Here is a 23,020-nt window from a genome sequence, read left to right as displayed (position 1 = left end):
TGCGTTCTAAGAAAAGTATTTAAAACCCTGAGATTTTCGAAAATGTTGTTCTTTTTCATTTTTCCATAGCTTTAAACTTCAGGTCTTTGGGTAACTTTTCAATGGCATATCTTAACGATGTCCGAGGCATGATTGCCTTGTTTCTCATCACATAATCAAATATCGGTTGTTGATTGGCCTCACTTGCAGCCTTCAACATCCATCCATAACCCTTTTGGACCAAATCATCTTTGTCCAAAAGCAAAGTGTCTGAAATTTTCAAAATTTCCCTAAGAAATTTCCCTTTTCTTGCTGGCAGGATCAATGTCACAGCGGACGCCCTCCGCTTCCATCTATTTTCTGATTTGGCAAAATCCATTAGCTGCTTCAAATATTCAGGGTACATTTCTATGAATTCCCCAAGGGTATGATTACAAAGGGTATCACAGGAGGCCCAATTGTCCACATATTTATCAATCCAATTCTCAAAAATTTGAAAATCCTCTGGTTCATAGCGCTCGTGGAGAGCATAGGACCAGTTGCAGGCAACAAAGGATTCTTCCAGATACCCTGATTTCCATAAGCTTTCGCATAGATCAAAAATTTCCGACTTTTCCTTAAATTCAATTGATTTAAAGTACTCCTTACTGATTTTGTTTACGGTTGGCACCTTCACTCCATAGCACTTAATTCTTTCTTTGAAAAAATCCTGGCTCCTTGAAAGTGTTTTCACATCCATGTTGCGTTTTAGCACTTCTCGAATTTTTTCAATGATTTGCTCCATCCTTCACTCAATAGCTGAATTGGTTGCTTTACATTCTAAAATTGGTTTCAGATACTATTTTTATCGGTAAAAATTTAGATCAGCATCCCAACTTTTCCACACATCACAACTTGAATATAGGTCAAAAAATCGATACTTTCAAAATCTTAAGTGCTTGTTTTTGAGTTTATTGTAAGGCTGTTGTCGTTTTGGGGATTTGATTGAAAATTGTGGTAATGGTGGTGTATGGCTTTCAGGGAAATCTGTTTATTATTCCCCGAAAATTTTGTCAATTCTTAGCTGTTCAGCTTCAAATTGGTTCTTGAGCAACATTAATCGGTAGCATAAAAATAACCCATATTACGGATTCCCAATTCCATTCCAGCCTGAAATTGCCAAGTAATCAGTCGGGTGTTTACAATTTCTGAATCACACTAATTGGCAAATGCCATACTCAACGAATAGGCTGATTTTCTTGATGTTTCAATTCCGAATAGGAAACCGAATGCATTTTTTGGGTTAATATGGGTAATTTTAATATTTGGAGGAGTAAACACAAAAACTATGTCAAACATCAGCTTAATCATTGAAGAAAGAGCAGCAAAAATTGGCAACTTTATGGTTGGGCGTTTGCTGCCCTTCAGGCAAAAAAGAGCTGTTGGCCCATTTGTATTCATTGACCATATGGGTCCGGTAAAGTTGAATGAGCGGGAAAACTTTGATGTTTTGCCACATCCCCATATCGGTCTTTCCACACTCACCTATTTGTTTGATGGGGCAATCATGCACCGCGATAGCATAGGAAGTGAAGTGGAAATAAAACCTGGAGCAGTAAATTGGATGACTGCAGGAAAGGGAGTGGTGCACTCCGAGAGAACACCCGAACACATGAGAAACTCCACAAAATCCCTGCACGGTTTACAAATTTGGGTAGCTTTACCCAAAGACCTTGAAGAATCTGAACCGACTTTTGTACCTATTTCCGCTGAAGAAATCCCAAGTTGGGAGGAGAAAGGGATCCACTACAAATTATTGGCAGGAGAAGCATTTGGTAGGAAATCTGCTGTTCCTGTTCATAGCCCCCTTTATTTTATTGAAATCAGGAATACCTCAACTCAAAAAATGAGTATTGGAGATGACCTATTTGGCGAAAGTGCTTTATACATATTTGATGGCTCAATTTCAAGCGAAGGGAATATGTATGAACCCAGGCAGATTTTGATCGCCAAAGACAGCAAACTCTGCGAGTTTGAAATGGGTCCCAATTCTACAGTCTATATTTTTGGGGGAGAGGCATTTCCCGAAGAAAGGTTCATTGACTGGAATTTTGTGTCTTCCAGGAAAGATCGATTGAAACAAGCTAAAGAAGATTGGACTAACCAACGTTTCCCCAAAGTAGCCGGAGAAACAGAGTTTGTTCCTTATCCGACCCTAAATAGATAAGATCAGGGCAATCATAAAAGCAATTGGCAAAGAAAATAACAAGACCAGTTGAATAATTTCGACCAAAGAACTTTGAATATAATACCAGTAACAAATAGACCAAAGACTTTTTAAAGGCCACTGAAGATGTAAAAGATGCAGATTGAAAGCACTACTTTAAATGAGTGCCAACTAGTTTGGCTGGATCGCTTTTCAGTAGAAGCGCAAAGTGAAATTAAACATGTTTTATGCACCCTAAATTCTATTCCGGACTGAAATTTTCTGATAATCAGTAGGTTGTTTGCAGGTTTTGAAACTTCGTATCGGTAAAATGCCTGATTCTACCAATAATCCAATTTTCTTGTAGTGCCAAGTTCAAATGGGAAACAGGATGCATATTGTGGGTTGAACGGACTCCGGACAAGTCAGAAGCTGTACCCTGGCAAGCTACAAAACGATAATGTAATATCCTTTTGACCCTTTATCACTGATACCGACAAGGATGTCAAAATAGTCCCTCTTTAAATCTATCGATAGGCCTTTTTCTAGATCTTTCAAGTCATCCCATTCTAAGCCGGTTATTTGAGGCTTTTTGAATCCTCTTGGAAATAAGGTCAGTATTAAACCCGAAATTTGCATTCTGTTTCCTAGTATGGCTTGACACCGCAAAAATACCAGACTATTTCGAGAAAAGGTTGCATTAAGATTGTGCTACTCTTAGAGAAAGTAAATAATGACTGATTTTTTAGCGAAAAAATTCTTGAACAGGAAGGGTATTGCATAGCAGGAGTTAAAAAAGAAATGATAAAATTTTAAAATAATCTTGATATTATGGGGTCGCTTTGTCTTTTTACCTCCTCTTTATTTTAGATGACTGAGTGAATACAGAACTCCAATGAACCACAACCCAAAATTGCCAAATAATGAACATTTAACCATTTATCCTTTAGGCCATTCTGAATCCATCAAAGTTTATGAAAGTAAATCCGACGAAGATATCTGGAAAGCCTTTAACAATGGGGATGAAAATGCATTCAACTATATCTACAGGATATATGTGACTGTATTGTTTAGGTACGGATGTCAAATGTGTAAGGACCAAGATCATATTCAGGATTGTATCCAGAATATTTTTATAGACCTAAGAAGAAAAAGAGGCCGGCTCAGCGAAGTCCAAAGCATCAAGGCCTATCTGTTTAAGATTCTTTATCGGGAACTGATCAGAAAATCAAATAAATCCAAAGAGTCGGTCCAGCAAGATCCTGAAAAGATCGATAGAAATTTTCCCATTGAATTTTCTCAGGAAACCAAACTTATTCAGCAGGAAAGCCAGCTAGAGAATTTTGAAAGAATACAAAGTGCCATCAATAAGCTTACCTGCAGACAGCGACAGGCCATTTTATTGCTCTATGAAGAAGGGTTGACCTACAAAGAGATTGCCGTAGCAATGGATTTTAATGAGGTAAAATCTGCCAGAAAGGTAATCTATAGGGCATTGTCCATGTTGAAAGCATTGCTTCAAAACAGGTAGCAAAGCGAAGTTTTAAGGAATTGAATTTCCATCTACGATATGAAATACGAAGATTACGATATAGAGAATTTTATTACGGATGAATTTTTCATTCAGTGGATAAAAAGCCCAAATGAAAACACCAGTCATTTTTGGGAAAAATGGATGGAACAGCATCCTGAAAAAAGGTCTTTGGTCAATGAAGCTGCCAATTTGATCCGGTCAGTGAAGTACACCGATTGTCCTGAATTTACAGATAGGATGTATGTAGACACTTTTGAGAACATTCTGAAGGCAGACAATCATTTTCGTCAGCAAACACCCATAATGTCTACAAAAAGCAGCTCTCATACATCTGTGAAATCATTCCCGGTTTTTCCGATCAAAGGAATTGCGGCCTCTTTGCTGGTTCTTTTTTGCGTCTGGGTACAATTCGAAGCGATGCGATTTAAACCCGAACAAGCCACAATAGCGGAAATAGCCTTGATCAAAAGAACAAACCCTTCCGGTCAAAAATCCATTATTGACCTTCCGGACGGGTCCAGAATACACCTGAATGCCAATAGTGAAATTGAGTTTCCGCAGGAGTTTTCCAGTGACAGTAGAATGATAAGTTTAATTGGGGAAGCATTTTTTGAAATCGAGAAGGAAAGCAGACCTTTTATTGTCCGATCGGGGGAAACGAAAATACAGGTTTTGGGCACATCCTTCAATGTCAAAAAGAAGGAGAACGGAGCACTCTACGTGGCATTGGTCACCGGAAAAGTCAGCGTAAATACCGAAAACGGCAGCAAATTGACTTTAGACCCCAATGAAATGTTGATTTTGGAAGCAGGTGGGGCCTTTCGGAAAACGGGTTTTGATCCCAATGAGGTCACTGGGTGGAAAGACAACTTTCTGGTATTCAAGACTTCCAATCTGGTTGATGTCAAGAGGAAACTCGAACAATGGTATGGTGTCAATATAGAACTGAAAGGCAGCTTTGATAAAAATTGGACCTATTCCGGCGTCTATGAAGATGAAATACTGGAAAATGTATTGCGCGGAATCTGCTTGACTTCAGGCATGCGCTATAAAATTGAGAATAAAAAAATAACCATAACCAACCCAAAATGACATGAAAAACCTTGACAACAATACCAGCTAGCAAAAAAGGCAGGGACTGTTCTTGGCGGAACAGGCTCCTGCCCGTAGGAATGCCTCTTTCTAATTGGAATCCGAGGGAGGCATTAGTCCAAGTATTTCAACACTTAAACCATTCAAACTTATGGAAAATAATTTACGAAGGCAACTGATCATGCTGTCAAAACGATTAATATACGCGTTCCTGGTTCAGCTTTTCCTTTGTACGGTCATTTTGGCCAACGACGGGAATGCGCAGCGAAAAAGCATTGAGGAAGTGAAGGTTTCTTTAAATCTTAAAGAAAAATCCCTAGCCCAGTTTTTTAGGCAGGTGGAATCCAAAACGGATTTCAAGTTCACCTATACAGATAACCTAGTAGATCTGAAACAAGCCATCACGGTTGTGGAAAATAACAAATCACTATATGATGTTTTGGTAGCCGTTTCCATGCAGACGCATTTGAACTTTGTGCAGGTCAATGAGAATATTCATGTGAAGTCAGGTAAGAGTAAAGATAAAGCAGTTGAAGTTATTGAATTGATGGAAGTTACCATCTCAGGAAAAGTCACTGATGACAAAGGTGATCCCTTGCCAGGGGCCTCTGTTACTGTGTCGGGAACTACCATGGGTACCGTGACTGACATTGATGGGAATTATACTTTTACTGTTCCAGACGGATCCACCTTGGTTTTTTCCTATATAGGGTTTGAATCGATGCGTGTTGCGGTGGACAACAAGACTCAAGTAAATGTTTCATTAAGGCTGGACATATCTTCTTTGGAGGAAGTGATTGTGGTCGGATATGGAACGCAGAAAAGAAGTGACCTTACCGGTTCTGTTTCTTCAGTGAAGGCTGAGCAGCTGACTGCATTTCCTTCCTTGAATGTCGCTCAGGCCCTTCAGGGCAGGGCTGCCGGGGTGCAGATCCAAGCTAATAACGGGGAGCCTGGGGCCTCCTTCAAAGTAAGGATCAGAGGAGGAACTTCAATTAATGCGAGCAGTGATCCGATATTTGTGGTGGATGGTTTTGTAGGTGCTGCAATGCCTCCCCCTGAAGATATCCAGTCCATTGAAGTCCTTAAAGATGCTTCAGCAACGGCTATTTATGGTTCTAGGGGAGCCAATGGAGTAGTGATGGTGACGACCAAAAAAGGAAAATCAGGAGCTCCGAGAATTGAAATCAATACTGCATATTCGAGCCAAGAGGAAATCAGCAGATTGAGCCTTTTGAATGCATCCCAATTTATCGATTACGTAAGTGAAATTAGGCCCAACTTTACTGCCTTAGGTTCAGATACAGACTGGCAGGAGGAGATTTTCAGAACCGGTAATATTCAGAACCATCAGGTCTCGATTTCAGGTGGTGCCGATAAAGTGGATTACTATGTTTCGGGAGCATATTTTGACCAGAAAGGTGTGATCACGGGTTCAGGATTCAACCGGTTTTCCATTACCAGCAATGTCAACATCCAAGCTTCTGAAAGACTGAAGCTAGGCGTCAATATATTTGCCCAAAGATCCCAGCAGGAGGGAACCCGAACACAAGAGGGATCAGGAGGTGCATCAAACACTGGTGTTGTTGCCGGCGCATTTAAATTTGAACCGGATCAGCCGATATTTGATGAAAACGGAAGATACACCATTGCAAGGATGAACGATCCTCATGACAATCCGGTGGCCGTTGCCAGGGAATTCCAAAATGAGTCTGTTAACGACAGGGTTCAAGGTAATTTTTCTGCGGATTATCGCATTTTCGATAACCTTTCCTTCAAAACCACATTGGGGGCAACTACCAACAGCGGCAGGATAGGCACTTTTTTACCGACTACTTTGAACGCAGGCAGAATCGTAGGAGGTCAGGCCAATGTTAACGGAATCAGAAGCACCTTGCTACAGAATGAAAATTACCTGACTTATAACAAGACTTTTGGGGAAATCCATAACCTTACTGTAATGGGAGGATATTCCTACCAGACCGAATCCAACGAGGGTTGGGGAGGTACAGGTCAGAATTTTGTCACAGATGCTTTTGAGTACTGGAATTTGGGCGCCTCGTCTGTTTGGGGCAGACCTAGCTCATCTTTGACTGGGTGGGAGTTGGCCTCATTTTATGGAAGGGTGAATTATGGCTATGATGAAAGATTTCTGTTTCAGTTCAATGCACGCTACGATGGTTCTTCTACTTTCAGTGTGAATAATAAATGGGCATTTTTCCCATCAGGAGCCGTAGCATGGAATATGGGCAATGAATCCTTTCTTAAAAATAGTGAGACCTTCAGTATGTGGAAATGGAGGGTCAGTTATGGACTTACCGGAAATCAAGCGATAGAGCCTTATCAAACACTTGCCAGGTACTCGGATATCTTTACTGTGGTAAATGGTTTGCCAGTAAATGCCATTAGGCCAACTACAGTTGCTAATAATGACTTGACTTGGGAAACCACTGCACAGTTGAATATCGGCACCGATATATCCTTCTTAGCGGACAGGATATTTACCTCCGTAGAATATTACCGGATGGTGACCAGTGACCTCTTGTTTCAGGTACCTTTGCCACAGTATTCTGGTTTCACCTCTCAGCTTCAGAATGTGGGAAGTGTGGAAAATAAGGGGATTGAACTAACTGTCGGTGCCAAAATCCTTACAGGCACACTACAATGGAATGCAGATTTCAATTTTTCCCAGAATAGAAATAAAGTACTGAGCTTACCAGGAGGGAATGACATTCTCTACGGATCAGGACCGGGCCATATGGTCGGGCTTGGACAGACTCAGATTCTACGTGAAGGATTTCCCGTGGGTAGTTTTTTCGGGTGGCATTATGACGGGGTGTACCAGCAGGGGGACTCCTTCGTCCCGGGTGGCGGTTTCGAACAAGTAGCTGGAGGAGAGAAGTTCAGAGATGTCAACGGGGACAATATCCTAAATGCAAATGACCGTGAAATCATCGGTAATCCTCATCCTGACTTTACCTGGGGCTTTAACAATGACTTCAAATTCAAAAACTTTGATCTGAATATCTTCTTTCATGGCATCCAGGGCAATGATATATTGAGCTACACCTTGATGGAGCTGGATCTGCTCTCAGGTGTGAATAATGCAACCACTAATGCACTGAATAGATGGACTCCAGAAAACACAAATACGGATGTCCCGAGAGCTTCCGTCGGTAGGACGAGAAGGGTTTCTACAAGATTTATCTCTGATGGAAGTTTTGTTAGACTAAAAAACGTAGCCTTAGGATACAATATACCTTTAAGTGCTTCTTCCCGTATTGGCCTAAGCAGGGCTAGAATCTATGTTTCTGCGCAGAATATACTGACATTGACCAGCTATGAAGGCTATGATCCTGAGGTAAATTACAATTCTGGAGGCGCTACGGGCGGAAATAGAAATCTTGGGCTTGATTATGGAAGTTATCCAAATGCAAAGTCCTACACAGTGGGATTAAACATTGCTTTTTAACAAAAAATTAAATCTAAATAACCATGCAAAACATATATAAAATAGCTTCCATTGCCTGCATGATGGCAGGGATCTTTGGATGTACCAATTTAGAGGAGAAGCCAATCGGGGTTTTGGCGCCGGAAGGACTATTCAATTCGCCTGCAGATGTAAATGTGGCTGTACTGGGATCCGTAGGGCTTTTGGCCACGGAGGCGTTGTATGGCAGACAGTTTGTCTCTGCTTTGATGTTGCGAAGTGATATGGCGGATATCGGAGACAGGGGCACACCTGCTGCTAGACAGCAAATGAATGACTTCAATATGGATGACAACAATGGGATGATCACTGTTTTTTGGCCAGTTTGGTACCAAGTCATCAGTGCAGCCAATGCCGCAATATCAGGCGCTGAAAGCATTCAGGGTTCAGAAGTACAGCTTAATCCTTTAATAGCTGAGGCTCGTTTTATGAGAGCATTTTCCTATTATCATCTGGTTCGTAATTTTGGGGCTGTTCCTTACATTGATTATTTCATCAATAATCCTGAGTCAATCAAGACTATCTCCAGAACCGCCGAGGTGGAGATTTTTGGGAAAATAATTGAAGACCTGGAATATGCCAAGCAATGGTTACCCGATGTCAGACCCAATAATATAAGAACCAGAGCCACCAAAGGTACGGCTGCTTCCTATCTCTCATCTGTACACCTAACCTTGGCCAATTATCCCAAAGCCTATGAGGAAGCAAAATGGGTTATTGACAATAGGGCTTCATTTGGTTATGCATTGCTACCTGATTTCCAAGGTCTGTTCAATGCCAATACTGCGAATGGATTGCAGGAACATGTTTTTGCCATTGATTTTCTGGGTCTACAGAGTGGTCCAGGCAACGCAAACATAGACTATATGGCTTCCATGACAGGTATTAGAGGTGCCACTCCTTCCGGGTGGAGTGTAATCGTCCCTTCCATGATGGTCTTTGATACATGGGACGATAGGGATTATAGAAAGAAAGTTAGTTTTGATTCGGAAATCTTGATGGGTACTACTATCCGTCCTTTTTCGGCATTTGTCAATACACAAAGACCTCATATCGCGAAATACTCCAGATTTCCAGGTAGGTCACAAGGTGAAATGCAGTTTAGCGACCATAACTATGCAGATTTCAGGTATGCGGAAGTATTGCTTATAGCGGCGGAAGCCTTGGGCGAAATCAGTGGAGGAAATGCGGAAGCAGTGGGTTATATCAATCAGGTCAGGGCAAGAGCAAGAAACGAAGCAGGAGTGATGAATACTTTTCCGGAAGATGTGCAGCCGGGAATGGGCAAAGAGGCATTTGTCAATCTTGTGATGGAAGAAAGAAGATTGGAACTGGCTTTTGAATTTAAAAGATGGTATGATATCAAAAGGAGGAATTTGGGAACGCAGGTTTTCACAGGTGCCAATTCCTTGGAGCCGCATGCGACCTTCTCTGAAGCAAGAGATTATTTAATGCCTATTCCCAGGCAGGAACTGGAGACAAATCCCAATTTGGCTCCCCAAAATCCAGGCTATTAATTGATTTGGTACATAAAGATGGGGAGGCAATTTCCCCATTTTTTATTTCATTTTCAGACGCTATTCTTTATCATTTAATATGCTTAATCAAAACTCTATTTTGTCAAAATCAAACGGAATTTTCTTCCTCTCACTTCTTTTGGTTTTTGCTTCCTGTAGGGAGCAATCCGCACCGAAAAACACAATTGAATTTGCAGGGGAACAATTGAACTTCGCCCTGAAAGAGGTGGCGAAAGTCAAAGAGCAATATCCCGATCTCTTGAGCCCCCGGTCTCTAAGGGAGGACACCCTTTTTATGGTGCCTCCAAAAGACTGGACCAGTGGTTTTTTTGCAGGGAATCTTTGGTGGATGTTTGAGGCTACTGGTGACGAGTTTTGGAAAGAAAAAGCAAAGGAATTCACCGAGCCACTTGAATCGGTTAAAGACAATAAGGGTACACATGACCTTGGCTTTGTGATCTACAACAGCTTTGGCAAAGGATATCAGTTGACCGGTAATGAGCAATACAAAGAGGTAATGATTACTGCTGCCAATTCCCTGATTTCACGTTTTGATGACAGGGTAGGGGTAATTAGGTCTTGGGATCACAACCGTGATAAATGGGATTATCCAGTCATCATTGACAACATGATGAACTTGGAGTTTCTTTTTTGGGCCACCAAAGTCACAGGGGATTCCACGTATTATAAGATCGCCGATAGCCATGCCGAAGTGACCTTGGCCAATCATTTTAGGGAGGACAATAGCTCATTCCATGTTATCGATTATGATACACTGACAGGTGGGGTAAGAAACAAACACACCCATCAAGGACATGCGCATGAATCTGCTTGGTCCCGGGGTCAAGCGTGGGGATTGTACGGGTATGTCATGAGTTACAGGGAAACAGGAAAAAAGAAATATTTGGACATGGCAGAAAAAATTGCTGCATTTATGTTGGATCATCCCAATATGCCGGAAGATATGGTCCCTTACTGGGATTACAATGCCCCTGATATCCCAAATGCACCCCGTGATGCTTCCGCAGCAGCCATCATGGCCTCTGCATTAATTGAGCTTGACACCTATGTCCGTGGAGGTAAAAGGAAATACCGAGATACCGCTCTTGAAGTACTGGATAATTTGACTGCCAGCTATAGATCTGAGCTTGGTGCCAATAAAGGATTTCTACTGCTCCACAGTACAGGCCATTTACCTGGAAAACACGAAGTTGATGTGCCTTTGGTTTATGCTGATTACTATTATCTGGAGGCCCTTCAAAGAAAAAACAATATAAGGTTCACCTCAGAACGGAAGTATTAAATAAAAATCAATTCTTATGAGACATTACGCTTCTGGCTTTTTGATGCTCTTTCTAGGTTTAGTAGCCTGCAAGCAGCACGAATCTTCCTCTTATTTTAGTGTGGTATCAGAGAGAGACCATGAATTTACGGTCATCAATTTGCCAATGGTATCAGTGAAAAAAGGATGGGATGAAAAAGACTGGGATTATATCAGGGTCAGGAACATCAGCAATGGAAACATGCTGGATCATCAGTGGCTCTTGGACGAACAGGGCAAAAGAGAAAACCTATTGGTCGGTGTAAGTCTTGAAAAAAATAAGGAAATTCATTTGGAAATTGTGAAAGTGGAGGAGCCTTTCCTTTCACCGGAAGTGATGACCTATTCGAGGTTTGTTCCCGAACGTACTGATGACTATACTTGGGAAAACGATAAGGTAGCCTTCAGAACATATGGCCCTGATGCTTTGCGAAGGATAAAAGAAGGGAAGCCCGGTGGTACTTTTTCAAGTGGCATCGATGCATGGCATAAAAAAGTAAATTATCCCATAATTGACAAATGGTATAAGAAAGAACTGTCTGGTGAAGGTTCTTATCATGAAGATACCGGGGAAGGGGCTGACTTTTACCATGTAGGAATAAGCAGAGGCGTGGGAGGAACCGGATTCTGGTATCAAGATACCCTTTATGCAGCGGAAAATTTCATCAATCACAAAACCATAGCTGTAGGTCCGTTGAAGACTATGTTTGATCTTGATTATTCCGCCTACACCGTTGCAGGGATCTCAATCAAAGAAAAGAAAAGGATTTCTTTGGATTTGGGAAGCAATCTGACCAAATATGAGATTAAAATTGACAGTTCAGAGCCAATACCTTATCTAACTGTTGGGTTGACGATGCACGAAAATGATGGGCAGGCTTTTTGGGATGAAGAAAAGGGCTTTTTTGGATATTGGGAACTTATGAAAGAAACTTATATTGGAACAGGTATTGTACTGGATCCATCAAAAATTGAGAGCATTAGGAAGCAAGAAAGTCCTTACAGGGACCAAAGTCACATTTTGGTCAACTTGGTTCCTGATTCAGAAAATACATTCGTCTTTTATGCCGGTTTTGCATGGGACGAAGCAGGAGAAATTGTAAACGAAAAAGAATGGACTGCTTATTTACAAAGTTTTTCCGAGAGGTTGAATAGCCCGGTTCAAGTCAGATTTGTCGATAAATGAATCCTCTTCTGGAAATCATTTGAACTCGTATGATGCATTGCGATTTCTATTCCAGCCTGAAATTATTTTATAAGCAACCAGTAAAACACTGTTTTTGATTTCACCAATTCGGCAATACGATTTGTTCTTACAATGGTCTGAATTTCATTTAGTTCCAAGACCCAATTGGGAAAAGGAATGCATATTCCGGGTTAAACCATTTTCCATTGTAGTTATCATTCAAAGAATTTAATATCACAGTACAATTGGGTTGAATACTAATTCTTAAAACCAGTCCGGTTTCTGGGCTGGTTTTATTCTTCAAGATGGACTGACTTGGCATCCCTTTAACCCGTGGGATGCATTGCCAATTTCATTCCAGCCTGAAATCTCTTAATTACCACTCAGTAAAACACTGTTTTTGATTTCACCAAATCGGCAATACGACTTGTTCCAACAATTGTCCAATTTTCTTGTAGTGACAAGTCCAAATGGGGAACTGAACGCATATTTCCATATAACTTACTTCAAGTTTGTTGCTTTTCGTTACTTTTTCAGTGTCTTAGATTTCGGGGTTTATACCCCAAATGTGGATTCCGCTTCCTGAAGTTCAATTCACCGCCTTATTGGACTTCAAATACGCCATCAAATCCACAATTTCCCCTTCACTTAGGTTTTCAAAAAGGCCTGGTGGCATCATCGAAACGTCCGTTATTTCACGGGATTGGATCGTGGATTTATTGATGATCACCGGATCCTGTCCCACAATCCTTAAAGTCAGCTGCCTTTCGTTTTCAGCGATCACATTGCCGGAATAGGTTCTTCCATCACGGGTATTGATCACCACCATCTTGTATGCGTCCTGGATTTCGGCACTGGGCTCCAACACGTTCATCAGGATGTAATCCACATCTGTTCTGTTTGAGCCTGTCAGATCCGGCCCCATTTCTCCACCTTCTCCATACATTTTATGGCAGCTGCCACAGGATCGCTGGAAAAGCATTTTTCCCCTTGTCAAATCTGCTGACGCAAGGGAGTTGCCGGCCAACATCCCCCGATACTTCGCATAGGCGGCGGCATCGCTTGGCACCTGCTCTATGGGGCCCCACACTTCTATAAATCCACTTCCCACCACCCGAAGCAACTGTCGGGCGACATTGGCTGGCACTTCGTTTTTTGGGATCCTTTTTTCCTTTATTTCCTTCGTGAGCATGCCCCCGTATCTAGGCCGTGAGGACAGGACATTGATGACCTCTGCCTTTTCCCGGGGGGAATATTTGGGGTAATTTTCTATCAACAACTTACCCAAAGTTTCATTGTCAAAAGCCCCCACTGATCGGATGGCCTCCAATCTCAGCGCAGGATCCTGCAAAAGCTGCGGCAATTCCTTGATTAGCTCATTCCGCTGTTGTGCGCTAAGGGTTTGAAGGGCTCTTTTCCGCTGATCTATAGGCGTATTTTTATTTTTAAGCGTTGCAAAGGCTCTTTGGGTGGCTTCTGTGTCTCCGAACAACTCAGAAATCTGAATGGATAGGTTCTTCTTTTTCCCCTCGCTACTCTGCATTTTAGCAGCTGTTGATTTCCAGTTGGGGGGTGTTTGGAGATCGGCTCTTCCTTCCATTCCACTCAGCATTCCCGCCAACAGCCATTCGGCAGTCTCACCGTTTTTTCCGATGGTGGCAACCAGCTTTTCCATTTCATCCGCATCCACAGCTCTTCTGGCCATATATTGGGTGACCAATGGGATCTTTGATTTGGCGGCCATTTCTAGAAACTTATCCGGGTTTTTGGCCATTAATGGTTCGATTCCAAACCAAATGATTTTGGGTAAATTGTGATCCTTTTCATCTTCGGCATGCTGGAGGAGGAGCGTGGCGATTTCCCATGGATCATTTGTGCCCAATCTCTGTAAGGCGGCAGCCAAATATAGTCTTACCACGGCGGAATCATCGTTTTTGGCCATCGTTTTGAATTTGGCCATTGCTTCAGCGGATGGGTTCAAGTCCTCACAGAGCAATTGAATCGCCCATGCCCTGATGTGTGGATCTTTGTCAGAAAGGGCTTGGACCAATTCTGTTTCCGAAAAGTTTCCAGTGATATGCAGGGTCCACATTGCCCTTAATCTCCAATCCGGATTTTTGTTTTTGTTAAAAAGATCCTTCAATCCAGCGACCGTATTGGCTTGTAGTTTTCCTTTGGCAGCCCTTTTTTGCAAAATAGCCCTTGCCCTTCGGGAATGCCAGTCACTGGGGTTGGTTTGCAGGTCAATCAGCTGTTTTTCAGACATTTTATCGAGATCTGAATACCGGCCTTCAAAGTCTTTGGCAAGGGATTTTTCCGCTGCAATTCTGAAAATCCTTCCTGTTTCTGAATTTAAAACTTCCTTACCGCAGATGTCCGCATCATGCCAGTCAAGGGCATAAAGTGCACCATCAGGACCGATTTCCATGCTAAAACCCACCCATTGGGCATTGTTGGCCAACATGAAATCATCTCCGTGTTTTCCCACGAAACCCGAACCCCGGGGTTCCAAAATATCAGACAAAACGGAATGTTCATGAATATTGGCCATGAAGATCTTACCCTGCTCTTCTTTGGGGAAGGCATCGGATTGGTAAATCCTCGCTCCACCATGTGCAGAGCGGTGGCTGTGGTTGGCTATTGTTTTGATGTCTTCATAGACATAAGGATTGAAATGCTGTCCGCCCTGACGGTGGTAAATCCCTCCCGGTACCACGTGCCAAAGATGGGGAATCACGCAGGCGGTCATAAACAACTGGCCTTTGGCATCATAATCAATTCCCCAGGGGTTACTGAAGCCATGGGCCACCACTTCAAAGCGGTCTTTGGTGGGATGATACCGCCATACTCCGCCATTGATATCCACCCCATCTGCTTCCAATAAATCTTCGGGAAAAGGATCATTGTGGTAATACAGTTTGCTGTCTCCGTTTGGTTTCCGGATCTTGGAGGGGGTAGCAAATCCCTGCAAACCATACAACCAGCCATCCGGACCCCAATGCAGGCTGTTCAGCGTTTCGTGTCTGTCCCTGATGCCCCATCCGGTCAACAAAATCTCGATCTTTTCCATATCGGCTTTATCGTTTTTGTTTGGAACAAACAAAAGATTGGGGGGCGCCCCCACATAAAGCCCGTCAAATCCCACTGCAATGGCTGCAGGAAAGGCCAAACCTTCCATAAACACTTTTCGGCTGTCCGCAACACCGTCACCGTTTGTGTCTTCCAAGATCAAGATGCGGCTGTCTCCAGCACTGGAAAAGCCATGGCCCCTGGATTCGTAATCCTTGTTTTCGGCTACCCACAACCGGCCTCTGTCATCCCAACAGAAAGCCATGGGTTGGGTCATCATGGGTTCTGAAGCCCAGACATTGACTGTATAACCTGCTTTGATGGTCATGGCATCCACAGCTTCTTGAGGATTCAGGAATTTGGCCGTCCGGCCTTCTTCCTGTGCAATTCCCCAAAGTTCAGTGCTGCTATACATCCCTGCCTTGCCTGAAAAAGCACTCCAGTATTCGGTCACTTCCACATCATTGAACGCTCCTGTATAGACCACCAACTGGTGCTTGATGATCTCCGACTTGCCTTTTTCAATGGTCCAATCTCCATCACGGGTAAATGCAGGTCCTAAGCCCAATTGACTGTCCACCCTCCATTTTTGCGGATATCCCCTGTTTTCAGGATGATCAAAAATGGCAATATTGGCCAAATCGTTTCTTCCATCTACCTGCATGCCGACATTGATCCACATGGCCGGCTGACCTTCTGCAAGTTCGTTCTTCTGTCTGGCAGCATTCACGATTTCCCCATTGATTCCTTCTTTCCAGGGCATTCTAAGAAACAAACCACCATAATCGTACTTCCCGATGGTGACATCCTGTATGGCTTCACCTTTCCACTCCAGTTCCAATAAATATTTGCCAGCGACCTCCTTCATGGACCAGTTTTGCGTTTCTTCCATCACCGTTTCCCCTTCTGCATCCAATAAATGATAGAGGGTCTGCCACTTCACCTCTTCCCCTTCCTTTTGCAATATATTTAAGGCTACTTTTTTCCAATAATCACCTTGGGGATTGTGGAAATAATCCCTGCCATTGACATTCGTAAATCCCCAGTACAAGCCGGTTTGGTGTTTGTGGTGACCGGGGCTGTATTCGGTGAGCACGCCTTTACCATCAGGAGCAAGGATAGGATGAATAAATGGCCTGAAATCATCTTTGGCATTTTGGGTCAGGATGGGCTCGTCCTCGTCTTTCCTGAATATGGATAGGGAATTTTCATTTTCATTCCATCTAATGGTAAGCGCGGTGGGTATAGCAGGTTGCTGGGAAGAATCGTCAACAGCGGATCTCTTGCAACTTCCTGTCAAGAACATGAAGGGAAGGAGCAAGCACAATGGAAAATTGATGACTTTCATTTTTGACTATTTGGGTTGGGTCTCAATATTGTTCTTGCCCACCTAAGGCAAACAAGATTCAGTAAATCAAGTAAAAGATAAAAATTTGGATGGTCATATCACAGTTTTCCCTATTTTAATTTCCTTTCGGAGGAATGAAAATGGTGGGGAATTGAAGAGGGGTGATGCGCTTGAATTTTCCCTAAATTTTTTTCCAATCCTTGGACCAACACAAGGAATTATACCGCTCTTCTTTTTAAGCGGATAATTCATATAAACAATTAATAGTCAATGAAATATATGCTTAAATATTACCCGTTTATTTTGCAAAGTTTTTTAAGAAACGCTAAATTCAATACTGTATATTTTTAACCTAATCGCCACAGAGGTGGAAAAAAAATGCATATCGCAAAAGAAGAAGTACCTGTAAAATTTGATGTGCCAGGAGCCGTCGCCAGACAAAAGATGGATTTTGGAGATGCCACTGGATTCGGGAAAATCAGTGGGGAATATTTCTCCCTTGGCACAGGAACGGACATCGCCCCACTGCTCCAAGGATTGGAAGGGGACATGTGCCAATCTCCCCACTGGGGTTATGTCATAAAAGGGGAAATCGATGTGACTTATGCCAATGGGAAACATGAAATGATTCACGGTGGTGACCTTTTTTACTGGCCTCCGGGTCATTCTGTGAGAGTCGAGCAGGACGCAGAGGTCATCCTGTTCAGCCCCCAACATGAGCATAATCTTGTCTTAGACCACATGCAACACAAGATGAAAGGTTGATCCGAAAATATTCGGTTTTGTGTTGATTTTAAGAATGGGGTGATTTTTTTCGAAGCGCGGCCAATTGGCCCGCTTTTCATGACCTCCATCCATGAAAAACTGAATTTGTTCCGTTAAACCCATTTTATGCGTTAAGGACTTAACGAAATATTGGAATTGAGTGACAATCAATTGGGTGATGACTATTATTGATTTCACCCTATTGGTGTCAGGAATTATTCTTCCAATAGGCTGATTTTCTTTCAGTTTCAATCCTATTTGGAAACCTATTGCATCTTTCGGATTTAATCCATGAAATTGTGCAAATGGAGTTCAGAAATTTAAAATCTTAAACACAACTGCTGCTTCCCTATTCTTGACTTCTCTAGATCAGTACTTCTCCATATTCTACCAATAGCCTGATTTCTTTGCCCAATTGCCGATCAATTCAAAACGGAATGCGTATTTCGGGTTTTAACTGAGGATTTTTTTGAAAATACGATAAGGTGTTGGAGGAGCGTTTTGTGCGGATCGAGTAGGGGAGCACACAAAGATTTATCTGCCATCAGGCTGCCGGAACGGATCGAACGATTTTTTTGGAATAGTAAAAGATGTTGTTCTTCGACTTGAGAATGGGCATCCGCTACCCAAAAAACAACAAAGTACGAGCAAATCTCTTAGAAATATCTGACGGCCCTAACATTGTATACATTGTATTTGTCATAGGCTGTCTGCTCAAAATAATCTGCAAAAGTCTGTCTCCATGCTGCATTGTAGATTTCCCACTCTGTAGAACTCCAATAAGGAGCGGTGACATCATCTGCGAATCCTCCTACCTTATTCTTATGTATAAAAAGTTGATTCAGTTCATCTTTGCTCGGAAGAAACCAATCATCGTATCCATTTAGGACCAGTTCAGAACATATTCTTGCTGCAATATTTTCAGAAGAACATCCCTTCAGGATATCAAGCGTATTCTGCAACCCAGTCCCGATTTCTTCTCCTTCAGCACCCTCGATTTTTGTTGTTTGACAACCCCATTCTGCTTGTCCTTGATCAAATGGGGCGGCAATCAGCCCATGTTTGCCCGTATTGTCAATATAGAATACGATTCCTCCACCATACTCTTGGCCAATTCTGAATTTTGGTTCTTTCTCACAGCCTACAATTGCAATTGGAACAATTAAAATCAAAATCAATCGAATCAGTATCTTCATAGGTGTTTGAAATCGATATTGTTAATTCCGTGTTTTGCATTGCCAATTCCATTTCTACCTGGAATTGTTTAAGAATCAGTCTTGGTTTACAATTTTTGGCTCCACCGGATCGGTTCAGCCTGTTTTATGCATGACAAACTCAATTCAATATTATAATGAATTGATGTTCAATTAGTTGTTGATTGTTTTTGACTTCACCCCAGTTGTGTCAGGAATTAGTCTCACAATAGTCTGATTTTCTTGCAGTTTCAACCCCTTTTGCGAAACGGAATGCATTTCGGGTTAAAATACAAGAATATTCAATTTATGTAAAAAATATAGCTTTAGGAAGTTTCATCTGTCATTCCCCTCGTTTTGAATTAAGCTTAAACCCGTGTTTTGCATTGCCAATTCTATTTCAGGATATGATTTTTTAATAATCGGTCATTTGTATATTATTTTAGAGTTTGCCCTAAAGGCAATATACTTATTCTCCCAAAAGCCTGATTGTCCTTCAGTTTCAACCTTATCAGTTAACCAAACAAATATTTCAAATTTAACCCGTTTTATACATTATGAACTCAATTCAATATTGTGATTTACTGATAATCAATTATTTGCTGACTATTTTTGACTTCAGCCTATTGGAGTCAGGAATTAGTCTCCCAATAAGTTGATTTTCTTGCCGTTTCGATCTCATTTGGAAACGGAATGCATATTTGGGGTTTAAGGCTCAGGAACCTAAAAAAAATAATCTTCAAAGAGGGCATTCCAATCCTGTTTCCCGAATTGGAATGCCAGGCAACTGCATGATTTGAAGGGGGAATTCTTCTGTTTTGGGTTTGGGGGGAAGATACATTTATTGTCATCTGACTGGAAGATCCAATCGGGGGTTTACGAAATCACTGTTCCATGACTTGGGTTCATTTCCAAGAGGAGGGGATTCTTCGGGAAATGTGGCAGATACAATTCAACCGAACATACTCTTCTTTTTGCAATTGCTTTTGGATAAAATCAATCAAAGGTTTTGAAAAAAACAGAGGCCCTCATATACATTCTAAATGGGATTGAAAATGCAAGGAGAATTTTATTTCAAAGAGTATGGGATTCAAAAATAAAATTTATATTTAAATCCCCGGCTGAGAGGGTGTTTTTCCGGTGATTTAAATATTGATGAAGCCATTCTAAGAATATGAAGAAAATTCTTTTTTTGTTTGTCGCAACTGCTTTTCTGATGAGTTGTCAAAATGAAGATGATATCCACCAGCCCGACCTTCCACCAGCCCCCACCAATGGAGGAATAGACTTCTACGACCTGAAGGAATTCAGGGTCACCTTGGCTGGTGATGATTTGAAACCAGATGAAACAGGTACTTGGTCGATCCACAGTGGGATGGTGGATGATAAAGTTTCATTTAACAATGTACACGATCCAAAAACCATCTTCAATGGCCTTCCGGGGGAGGAATACAAATTGCTTTGGCAGGTGAAAATGGGATCCAAGACCACCACGGATACCGTCAAAGTCCATTTTTCTCCACTTAAAACAGAGATTCTGGATGATAGCCATGAACATTATCAAACAAGGTTGAGGCTTCTGGCGAAGTCCTATGACAAAGGGATGTGGACAGTTGAGGGAAACTACCTTCAGATCATTGGGCAAAGTCACGGAGGCTTATGGTTACCCGATGAGGAGTCTGCTTATATTACTTTTTATGGTTTTGAAAACACCGAATATAAAATCACCTGGACAACATGGTATGGCAGTAAATCAGCATCGGAGACAATTGTGTTCAAATCGGGCGAATACCAGCAAGATGAAGCCCTGGAAGATTTGGGCAAACTCTATTCACCGTCCTATTTCAAACGGAACGAAGCGGGGGATGTGACCGAATTAGTGATGAATGGTGATGGCTACGGGTGGATGTTCAGTTACGAGGATCAATTTCCTGCATTGAAGGCATTGAAGCATCTTACCAAGTTGGAACTTGCAGGCAATCTACTGGAAGTCTTCCCGAGCGTTATTTCGGCACATTATCACAAGTTGGAATATTTAAACCTTTCACACGCCCAATTTACCAGTATCGCCGATGATTTTGGGAATTTGGTGGAACTTGACACCTTGATCTTGAGTACGCTGAACGTGGCATCTCTCCCGGAGAGCTTTGGGGAATTGACTAAATTAAGGTTTCTCGACATGTCAGGGATGGGGCTTAAAAGTTTGCCCGAAAGCTTCAGTAACCTCACCAGCCTCAATTACCTAAACATGGAACTGAACCAAATCGAAAAATTACCGGAACAAATCGGCAATTTGAAAAATCTGGAAACATTTAGAGGTCCTGTATTGTCTCAAAACATCCCAAACTCCTTTTCTGGCCTGTCAAATCTGGAATTTTGTTTCTTTACGGTAACGTCCAAGCCTGCTACCCTGCCAGTTGATTTTGGTAGGCTCGCAAATCTCGAGACACTTTGGTTATCTGGGGATTATAGAGTTCTCCCGGAAAGCTTTTCCGACCTTTCCAATTTGAAGGACCTAAGCATCCGATATGGAAGTGGAGTAAGCAGTCTTCCGGAGAATTTTGGGAATTTGGTCAGCCTAAACAGGCTAAATATTGTATTGAGGCTAAAGGAATTGCCGGCATCTTTTACAGATTTGGCGAGTTTAAAAAATCTTATCATTCATGGAGAATTGGATAACCTCCCATCCGATATTGGTAAAATGGCCAACTTGGAAATATTGAGCGCCGGTCATGTGAAATTGAAAGCAATTCCCGAAAGCATCGGTCAACTCAAAAAGTTGGAGGAGCTCATGCTTTCTACGAATGAAATCGCCAGTGTTCCGGCCAGCATCGGGAATCTGTCCAAACTTACCTTATTGAATCTGAGCCGGAATAAGATAACACGCTTTCCACCAAGCATCGCAAATTTGGCAAATACCCTTAGGTATTTGGGTATAAACGGCAATGATTACCCCGAGGAGGAGTTGAAATTTCTGATGGATAACCTCCCCAACACAACAATCACCACAAGGCAAGAAGGAGATTGATCCGGAAATATTCCTGAATGTCAATGGACAGGAGTAGGGATAGCCGCGGAGTGCTGAGCGCTTGAGCAGCCAGAACTTTGTGCTCAGGTAAAAAAATATGTCGTTTTCAAGTTTCGCAAGTGGTATTTTGATTTGAAACAGGCAACTGGACAAAGACTTGAATTGGGAGGTTTCATCCAAATTCAAGTCGTGGTAAAGTGATGAAGGCATCCAAATCCCAATGGTCATTTTTCCGCCATTTTCCCCACTGATGGAGAAAGGGGATATTGGCCACAAAAGACAAGGGCTGATAAAAAAATCGGGGAAGGATCCCTTTAGGAAAACCCTGTTTTTTGGACAAGGCAAAGCCGTTCCTTGACATGTGGCCGGAAGTCCGCATTTTTTGCGTGGATCCTCATTGATAACCGGAAACGGAACAGGACTGACATTAAAAAACACCTATTGGAAGTGGTGGCTGCATACGCCTTATCATCAGGAATGTATCGCTTGGAAAGGGCATGACAAATGAAAAGCAAAACTTGAGGAAGAGGGATTGAGGGAAAAGATGAAGCTCATCCAGTCTCCGTGCGGGAAGACAATCTGGCAAATAGCCAAACCTTGTGCTCTTGAAAGTTCTGCTGCATTTTGAACGATGGAAATATACAAATGAAGGTCAAGATACCTCCGTTGCGGGATGATTTACTGCGCTTCATGGGTCAAAATCCGCACAGTGACAAGCAATTGCCCCAAATGTCTTTGGGCATGTTCGGCCGCATGAAACAACAATCCACCTACGGTAGACGGTAGTTGGGCCCTACCTACACCTCGCGGATCGGTCAAGGTATCGGTATTTATTTGTGCGATTAAATGGAGGAATTCAACAATCTGAAGATCTAAATCCCTCAATAACATTTGGGAGGAGAATTTTAAATCTGGTTTCCCTTCTTTTTGTAAATAACCCAATTGTTGACCGCTTAATGTTTCCCCTTTTGCATAAGTGGCCATGCGGTCCATTACACCTGGGATATGTTGCAGGTGAAAGGCGACACTGGCCATGCCGAAGGGTTTTTCCCAGAGCAGGTCAGAAGGAAATTCTCTTATCAGTTCATGTATTTCCTCTTGGGCTTGCAAGATGGCGTGGACCACGGGCTGCAATAGCCGCGGATAGCCTTCAATATTGCCTCTAAACCATACTTCTGGTTGTTTTTTCATCGTCTGATTCTTAAAAACCTGTTTTACGTATTCGCAATTCTATTCCGACCTGAAATTGCTTAATAATCTTCAATTGTTTCCAAATTTTGACCTCGCCAAATCAAAAAACTGCGTTATTCTCC

At 42.2% G+C, this 23,020-nt stretch carries 14 protein-coding genes; 9 read left to right on the top strand and 5 right to left on the bottom strand.

Annotated features, from left to right (window positions below; genetic code table 11):
* Positions 1 to 55: 55 nt before the first annotated feature.
* Complete coding sequence (locus Q7J63_RS01095) at positions 56 to 733, bottom strand: DNA alkylation repair protein (protein ID WP_304883614.1); 678 nt, start codon at positions 731 to 733, stop codon at positions 56 to 58.
* Between the two features lie 573 nt (positions 734 to 1,306).
* On the opposite strand from Q7J63_RS01095, the gene Q7J63_RS01090 reads away from it, so the two are divergent.
* From Q7J63_RS01090 to Q7J63_RS01060, 7 genes are all read left to right on the top strand, one after another.
* Positions 1,307 to 2,185: a pirin family protein gene (locus Q7J63_RS01090; RefSeq protein ID WP_304883613.1), complete on the top strand. Its 879-nt coding sequence runs from the start codon at positions 1,307 to 1,309 to the stop codon at positions 2,183 to 2,185.
* Between the two features lie 874 nt (positions 2,186 to 3,059).
* Complete coding sequence (locus Q7J63_RS01085) at positions 3,060 to 3,695, top strand: RNA polymerase sigma factor (RefSeq protein ID WP_019598281.1); 636 nt, start codon at positions 3,060 to 3,062, stop codon at positions 3,693 to 3,695.
* A gap of 39 nt (positions 3,696 to 3,734) precedes the next feature.
* A complete protein-coding gene (locus Q7J63_RS01080; RefSeq protein WP_304883612.1) occupies positions 3,735 to 4,790 on the top strand; it encodes a FecR family protein in 1,056 nt (351 codons plus the stop codon).
* A 151-nt stretch (positions 4,791 to 4,941) separates the two neighbouring features.
* The gene (locus Q7J63_RS01075) at positions 4,942 to 8,262 is read left to right on the top strand and encodes a TonB-dependent receptor (protein WP_019598283.1); all 3,321 of its coding nucleotides are present in this window, start codon (positions 4,942 to 4,944) and stop codon (positions 8,260 to 8,262) included.
* A gap of 23 nt (positions 8,263 to 8,285) precedes the next feature.
* Positions 8,286 to 9,797, top strand: a complete 1,512-nt coding sequence (locus Q7J63_RS01070; protein WP_304883611.1) for a RagB/SusD family nutrient uptake outer membrane protein — start codon at positions 8,286 to 8,288, stop codon at positions 9,795 to 9,797.
* Between the two features lie 79 nt (positions 9,798 to 9,876).
* Positions 9,877 to 11,100 (top strand): glycoside hydrolase family 88 protein, encoded by a 1,224-nt coding sequence (locus Q7J63_RS01065; RefSeq protein WP_370691848.1) that lies wholly within the window; start codon positions 9,877 to 9,879, stop codon positions 11,098 to 11,100.
* Between the two features lie 16 nt (positions 11,101 to 11,116).
* The gene (locus Q7J63_RS01060) at positions 11,117 to 12,304 is read left to right on the top strand and encodes a DUF4861 family protein (protein WP_304883609.1); all 1,188 of its coding nucleotides are present in this window, start codon (positions 11,117 to 11,119) and stop codon (positions 12,302 to 12,304) included.
* Positions 12,305 to 12,893: 589 nt separating this feature from the next.
* Here the strand turns inward: Q7J63_RS01060 and Q7J63_RS01055 are convergent.
* Positions 12,894 to 16,721: a PVC-type heme-binding CxxCH protein gene (locus tag Q7J63_RS01055; protein ID WP_304883608.1), complete on the bottom strand. Its 3,828-nt coding sequence runs from the start codon at positions 16,719 to 16,721 to the stop codon at positions 12,894 to 12,896.
* Positions 16,722 to 17,099: 378 nt separating this feature from the next.
* On the opposite strand from Q7J63_RS01055, the gene Q7J63_RS01050 reads away from it, so the two are divergent.
* On the top strand, positions 17,100 to 17,486 hold the full coding sequence (locus tag Q7J63_RS01050) for a hypothetical protein (RefSeq protein ID WP_019598291.1): 387 nt from the start codon (positions 17,100 to 17,102) through the stop codon (positions 17,484 to 17,486).
* A 656-nt stretch (positions 17,487 to 18,142) separates the two neighbouring features.
* Here the strand turns inward: Q7J63_RS01050 and Q7J63_RS01045 are convergent.
* The gene (locus tag Q7J63_RS01045) at positions 18,143 to 18,682 is read right to left on the bottom strand and encodes a DUF1566 domain-containing protein (RefSeq protein ID WP_304883607.1); all 540 of its coding nucleotides are present in this window, start codon (positions 18,680 to 18,682) and stop codon (positions 18,143 to 18,145) included.
* A gap of 1,171 nt (positions 18,683 to 19,853) precedes the next feature.
* Here Q7J63_RS01045 and Q7J63_RS01040 point away from each other — a divergent pair.
* Entirely contained in the window at positions 19,854 to 21,707 is a 1,854-nt protein-coding gene (locus tag Q7J63_RS01040) for a leucine-rich repeat domain-containing protein (RefSeq protein WP_304883606.1), read from the top strand.
* Positions 21,708 to 21,879: 172 nt separating this feature from the next.
* Here the strand turns inward: Q7J63_RS01040 and Q7J63_RS01035 are convergent, their stop codons facing one another.
* Both Q7J63_RS01035 and Q7J63_RS01030 read right to left on the bottom strand, forming a co-directional pair.
* Positions 21,880 to 22,086 carry a hypothetical protein gene (locus tag Q7J63_RS01035; RefSeq protein ID WP_304883605.1) on the bottom strand — a complete coding sequence of 69 codons (207 nt, stop codon included), beginning with the start codon at positions 22,084 to 22,086 and terminating at the stop codon, positions 21,880 to 21,882.
* A gap of 299 nt (positions 22,087 to 22,385) precedes the next feature.
* On the bottom strand, positions 22,386 to 22,898 hold the full coding sequence (locus Q7J63_RS01030) for a DinB family protein (RefSeq protein WP_304883604.1): 513 nt from the start codon (positions 22,896 to 22,898) through the stop codon (positions 22,386 to 22,388).
* Between the last annotated feature and the right edge of the window lie 122 nt (positions 22,899 to 23,020).

It is taken from the genome of Rhodonellum sp., assembly GCF_030656585.1.
Classification (GTDB): Bacteria; Bacteroidota; Bacteroidia; order Cytophagales; family Cyclobacteriaceae; genus Rhodonellum; species Rhodonellum psychrophilum.
The sequence above is the reverse complement of the archived record's forward strand: the minus strand, read 5'-3'. Positions and strand labels throughout refer to the sequence as shown.